The organism is Kitasatospora sp. NPDC057500, assembly GCF_042802195.1.
GTDB lineage: Bacteria > Actinomycetota > Actinomycetes > Streptomycetales > Streptomycetaceae > Kitasatospora.
This window is the reverse complement of record NZ_JBHVER010000317.1, coordinates 1-5,908: the sequence shown is the minus strand read 5'-3', so window position 1 is coordinate 5,908 and position 5,908 is coordinate 1. Positions and strand designations below refer to the sequence as shown.

Here is a 5,908-nt window from a genome sequence, read left to right as displayed (position 1 = left end):
CCCCCGGACTCACCGGGGGCGGTCGCCGTCAGGCCGCATAGACTTCCCGGCGGCCCGCAGCAGCGAGCCCCCGCGAGACCAGGAGCGAACGCCATGTCCGAGGCCCCCGACAGCCCCGCCCCCACCCGCCGCACCCTGCTCTGCGGAGCCGCGGCCGTCCTCGCCGCCGGCGGTGCCGTCGCCGTCTCCGGCTGCTCCTCGTCCTCCTCCAGCGACTCCGGATCCGCCGCCAGGACCCCGGTCGACGTCGGTCCCGCCTCCGCCGTCCCGGTCGGCGGCGGCACCGTCTACCGCGAGAAGAAGATCGTCGTCACCCAGCCCGCCGAGGGCCAGTTCAAGGCGTTCAGCGCCAAGTGCACCCACGCCGGCTGCATCGTCGACCAGGTCAAGAACCAGCAGATCCAGTGCCCCTGTCACAGCAGCCTGTTCGGCATCACCGACGGCGCCGTGCTGGACGGCCCGGCCAAGTCCCCGCTGCCCGAGTACACGGTCGCGGTCGAGGACGGCAACCTCAAGGTGACCCCGCGCTGAAGCAGTTGATCTCCCGCACGCGCCCCCGGCCCGAGTCGGTACGGTGGACCCATGGCTGACCCGTCCACCTACCGCCCGGCGCCGGGTGCGATCCCCGCCTCGCCCGGTGTCTACAAGTTCCGAGACGCCCACGGGCGGGTCATCTACGTCGGCAAGGCCAAGAGCCTGCGCCCCCGGCTCTCCTCCTACTTCCAGGACCTCGCCGGGCTGCACCCGCGCACCGCGACCATGGTCACCACCGCCGCCTCGGTGGAGTGGACCGTCGTCGCCACCGAGGTCGAGGCGCTCCAGCTGGAGTACTCCTGGATCAAGGAGTTCGACCCCCGGTTCAACGTCAAGTACCGCGACGACAAGAGCTATCCGGAACTCGCCGTCACCCTCAACGAGGAGTACCCGCGGGTCCAGGTGATGCGCGGCGCCCACAAGAAGGGCGTGCGCTACTTCGGCCCCTACGGCCACGCCTGGGCGATCCGCGAGACCGTCGACCTGCTGCTGCGCGTCTTCCCCGTCCGCACCTGCTCCAACGGCGTCTTCAAGCGCGCCCGCCAGGTCGGCCGCCCCTGCCTGCTCGGCTACATCGGCAAGTGCGCCGCGCCCTGCGTCGGCCGGGTCTCGGCCGAGGAGCACCGCGCCCTCGCCGAGGACTTCTGCGACTTCATGGCCGGCCGCACCGGCAACTACCTGCGCCGGCTGGAGACCGAGATGCAGGAGGCCGCCGCCGACCTGGAGTACGAGAAGGCGGCCCGGCTGCGCGACGACATCGGCGCGCTCAAGCGGGCCATGGAGAAGAACGCCATCGTCCTCGCCGACGCCACCGACGCCGACCTGCTCGCCGTCGCCGAGGACGAACTGGAGGCCGCCGTCCAGATCTTCCACGTCCGCGGCGGCCGGGTCCGCGGCCAGCGCGGCTGGGTCACCGACAAGGTCGAGGACGTCGACACCGCCGGGCTGGTCGAGCACGCCCTCCAGCAGCTCTACGGCGGCGGCAGCGAGTCCGTCCCCCGCGAGGTGCTGGTCCCCGCCCTGCCCGAGCCCGTCGAGCCGGTCCGCGACTGGCTGAGCGGACTGCGCGGCGCCCAGGTCGACCTGCGCATCCCGCAGCGCGGCGACAAGAAGGACCTGATGGCCACCGTGCAGCGCAACGCCCAACAGGCGCTCGCCCTGCACAAGACCAAGCGCGCCTCCGACCTCACCACCCGCAGCCGCGCCCTCCAGGAGATCGCCGACGCGCTCGAACTCGACAGCGTCCCGCTGCGCATCGAGTGCTTCGACATCTCCCACCTCCAGGGCGAGGACGTGGTCGCCTCCATGGTCGTCTTCGAGGACGGCCTGGCCCGCAAGAGCGAGTACCGCCGCTTCCAGATCAAGGGCTTCGAGGGCCAGGACGACGTCCGCTCGATGCACGAGGTGATCAGCCGCCGCTTCCGCCGCTACCTCCAGGAGCGCGAGCAGACCGGCGAGTGGGCCGTCCCCGAGGAGCCGGAGGGCGCCGAGGCCGACGGTCCGGAGGCGGACGGCCGGCTCGGCGAGGACGGCCGCCCCAAGCGCTTCGCCTACCCGCCCCAGCTGCTCGTCGTCGACGGCGGACAGCCCCAGGTCGCCGCCGCCCGGCGGGCCCTGGACGAACTGGGCATCGACGACGTCGCCCTGTGCGGCCTGGCCAAGCGCCTGGAGGAGGTCTGGCTGCCCGGCGAGGACGACCCGGTCGTGCTCCCGCGCAGCAGCGAGGGCCTCTACCTGCTCCAGCGGGTCCGCGACGAGGCCCACCGCTTCGCCATCACCTACCAGCGGGGCAAGCGTTCCAAGCGACTCACCGCCGGAGAACTGGACTCCGTCCCCGGGCTCGGCGAGACTCGCCGTCAGGCGCTGCTCAAGCACTTCGGCTCGCTGAAGAAGCTCCGGGCGGCCACCGTCGACGAACTCTGCGCCGTCCCCGGCATCGGCCGGCGGACGGCGGAGACCGTTGCGGCGGCGTTGTCGTCCCGTACACCTGCCGCACCCGCCGTGAACACCGCCACGGGCGAGATCATCGAGGACGGCGCCGACGAGCCGGCGCCCGCGGCGCCCGAGCCCGAGACCGCACCCATCCAGGAGACGCAATGACGGCCGACGCCGCCCGTCAGCCGGCGTGCCCCCGTGCCACTCGTCCGAGTGGCACGGGGAAGCATGCCCGCGTGACGCGCGTTCTCCACAGCAGAACCACCGAGAGCGGGGAACCGAAGTGACCGTGTCCGATTACGGGGGGACCGCCAGGCCCGAGGCCGGCGGCGAGAACACCCCGGAGCTGGTGATCATCTCCGGCATGTCCGGAGCGGGCCGCTCCACCGCCGCCAAGTGCCTGGAGGACCTGGGCTGGTTCGTGGTGGACAACCTGCCGCCGGCCCTGATCCCCACCATGGTCGACCTCGGCGCCCGCTCGCAGGGCAACGTCGCCCGGATCGGCGCCGTGGTGGACGTCCGCGGCCGGCAGTTCTTCGATGACCTGCTGACCTCGCTGGACGAGCTGGAGAAGCGCGGCGTGCGGCTGCGCGTCGTCTTCCTGGACTCCTCCGACGAGGCGCTGGTGCGCCGCTTCGAGAGCGTGCGCCGCCCGCACCCGCTCCAGGCCGACGGCCGGATCGTCGACGGCATCGCCCAGGAGCGGGACCTGCTGCGCGAGCTGCGCGGCGAGGCCGACCTGGTGATCGACACCTCCAACCTCAACGTCCACCAGCTGCGCGCCAAGCTCGACGCCCAGTTCGCCGACCACGACGAGCCCGAGCTGCGGGCCACCGTGATGTCCTTCGGATTCAAGTACGGCCTGCCGGTCGACGCCGACCTCGTGGTGGACTGCCGCTTCCTGCCCAACCCGCACTGGGTGCCCGAACTGCGGGCCCGTACCGGCACCGACGCGGACGTCGCCGACTACGTGTTCCAGCAGCCCGGCGCCAACGAGTTCCTCAACGGCTACGCCGAGCTGCTGCGCATCGTCACCGAGGGCTATCGCCGCGAGGGGAAGCGTTACATGACCCTTGCCGTAGGCTGCACCGGTGGCAAGCACCGCAGTGTCGCGATGTCCGAGCGCCTGACGAAGCGTCTCATCGCCGACGGAGTGGAAACGGTGCTCGTCCACCGTGACATGGGACGGGAGTAGCCGCCGCGCCCTGCCGGGCCGCCGGCGGAGGCCGGCGGCGGGCGACAGGAACGCGAGGTAGGTGTGACGGGATACGTGCCCGGGCGGCAGTTCCAGAACAGGACCGCCGACCGGAGTGGGGCCCCGGCCCGGTCCACCGGGACCGGCCGGCCCCGCTCCGGGGCGGCCCGCACCGGCCCCTCCCGTCCCCACCCGGCCCCCCGGACCAGCCAGGCGGCCCGGAGCAACCAGGCCCCGCGGATCACCGCGCTCGGCGGCGGCCAGGGCCTGTCCGCCTCGCTGTCCGCGCTGCGCCGGCTCACCTCCGACCTCACCGCCGTGGTCACCGTCGCCGACGACGGCGGCTCCAGCGGCCGGCTCCGCGAGGAGCTCGGGGTGCTGCCCCCCGGCGACCTGCGCAAGGCGCTCGCCGCGCTCTGCGGCGACGACGACTGGGGCCGGACCTGGTCCGAGGTGATCCAGCAGCGCTTCACCGGCACCGGCGAGCTGGGCGGCCACGCCGTCGGCAACCTGCTGATCGTGGCGCTCTGGGAGAAGCTCGGCGACCCGGTCACCGCGCTGGACTGGGTCGGCCGGCTGCTCAACGTGCAGGGCCGGGTGCTGCCGATGTCGGCGGTGCCGCTGGACATCGAGGCGGTGGTGCGCGGCCACGACCCGGCCTTCCCGGCCGAGCTGGCCGCCGTCCGCGGCCAGGCCAACGTGGCGGTCACCTCCGGCACCGTGCAGTCCGTCCGGCTGCTGCCGGACGAGCCGCCCGCCGTGCCGGAGGCGGTCACCGCCGTCCGGGAGGCGGACTGGGTGGTGCTCGGCCCCGGCTCCTGGTTCACCAGCGTGCTGCCGCACCTGCTGGTGCCCGAGCTGGCCAAGGCCCTGGTGGAGACCCGCGCCCGCCGGCTGCTCACCCTGAACCTGGCCCCGCAGCCCGGCGAGACCGAGGGCTTCACCCCGCAGCGTCACCTGGAGGTCATCGCCGACCACGCACCCGACCTCGCGGTGGATGCGATCCTGGTGGACGAGCGCGCCGTCACCGGCGGCGCCTTCGGCCAGGCTGACCTGGCCGGACTGGAAAAGGCCGCCGAGCGGATGGGCGCAGCCCTGGTGCTCGGCCGGGTCGCCCGTACCGACGGCACGCCGCGACACGACCCTGAGCTCTTGGCGGCGGCGTACGACCGGATTTTCCGGACACATGGAAGGATCGGGCCATGGCGATGACTCCAGCGGTGAAGGACGAGATCAGCCGGCTCCCGGTCACCCGGGCCTGCTGCCGCAAGGCGGAGGTGTCGGCGATCCTGCGGTTCGCGGGCGGGCTGCACATCGTGAGCGGCCGGATCGTGATCGAGGCGGAGCTCGACACCGGAGCCGCCGCGCGGCGTCTGCGCAAGGATCTGCTGGAGATCTTCGGACACTCCTCGGACCTGGTCGTGATGGCCCCCGGCGGCCTGCGGCGCGGCAGCCGGTACGTGGTCCGGGTGGTCAAGGACGGCGAGCTGCTCGCGCGCCAGACCGGCCTCGTGGACGGCCGCGGCCGTCCGATCCGCGGCCTGCCCCCGGCCGTGGTCTCCGGCGCGACCTGTGACGCCGAGGCGGCCTGGCGCGGGGCGTTCCTGGCGCACGGCTCGCTCACCGAGCCCGGCCGCTCCTCCTCGCTGGAGATCACCTGCCCCGGCTCGGAGGCGGCCCTCGCCCTGGTCGGCGCCGCCCGCCGGCTCGGCATCCCGGCCAAGGCCCGCGAGGTGCGCGGGGTCGACCGGGTGGTGATCCGCGACGGCGACGCGATCGGCGCGCTGCTCACCCGGCTCGGCGCGCACGAGTCGGTGCTGGCCTGGGAGGAGCGCCGGATGCGCCGCGAGGTGCGGGCCACCGCCAACCGGCTGGCCAACTTCGACGACGCCAACCTGCGCCGCTCGGCCCGGGCCGCGGTGGCGGCCGGCGCCCGGGTGCAGCGCGCGCTGGAGATCCTCGGCGACGAGGTGCCCGAGCACCTGGCCGCCGCCGGCCAGCTGCGGATGCAGCACAAGCAGGCCTCGCTGGAGGAACTGGGCGCGCTCGCCGACCCGCCGCTGACCAAGGACGCGGTGGCCGGGCGGATCCGCCGGCTGCTGGCGATGGCCGACAAGCGCGCCTCCGAGCTCGGCCTGCCGAGCACCGAGGCCAACCTGACCGACGAGATGGCGCTCAACTGACGACGGCCGCTCCCGGTGCCGTTCCCTCCGCCGGTGCCCGCCTCCCGCGGGCACCGGCGGA

Annotated in this window: 5 protein-coding genes; all 5 read left to right on the top strand. The window is 73.7% G+C overall.

Annotated elements, in window-relative coordinates; translation table 11 throughout:
- Positions 1 to 93: 93 nt before the first annotated feature.
- The 5 genes from ACFU74_RS35425 (at position 94) to whiA (ending at position 5,847) form a co-directional block, all read left to right on the top strand.
- Complete coding sequence (locus ACFU74_RS35425) at positions 94 to 531, top strand: Rieske (2Fe-2S) protein (protein ID WP_380764249.1); 438 nt, start codon at positions 94 to 96, stop codon at positions 529 to 531.
- A gap of 51 nt (positions 532 to 582) precedes the next feature.
- A complete protein-coding gene (gene uvrC, locus ACFU74_RS35420; RefSeq protein ID WP_380764248.1) occupies positions 583 to 2,634 on the top strand; it encodes an excinuclease ABC subunit UvrC in 2,052 nt (683 codons plus the stop codon).
- Between the two features lie 118 nt (positions 2,635 to 2,752).
- Positions 2,753 to 3,664: an RNase adapter RapZ gene (gene rapZ / locus ACFU74_RS35415; protein ID WP_344324851.1), complete on the top strand. Its 912-nt coding sequence runs from the start codon at positions 2,753 to 2,755 to the stop codon at positions 3,662 to 3,664.
- A gap of 63 nt (positions 3,665 to 3,727) precedes the next feature.
- Positions 3,728 to 4,876, top strand: coding sequence for a uridine diphosphate-N-acetylglucosamine-binding protein YvcK (gene yvcK, locus ACFU74_RS35410; protein ID WP_380764247.1), 1,149 nt, complete (start codon positions 3,728 to 3,730; stop codon positions 4,874 to 4,876).
- Positions 4,867 to 5,847, top strand: coding sequence for a DNA-binding protein WhiA (gene whiA / locus ACFU74_RS35405; protein ID WP_209411690.1), 981 nt, complete (start codon positions 4,867 to 4,869; stop codon positions 5,845 to 5,847). The genes yvcK and whiA overlap by 10 nt, the downstream gene beginning before the upstream one ends.
- The last annotated feature ends 61 nt before the right edge of the window (positions 5,848 to 5,908 follow it).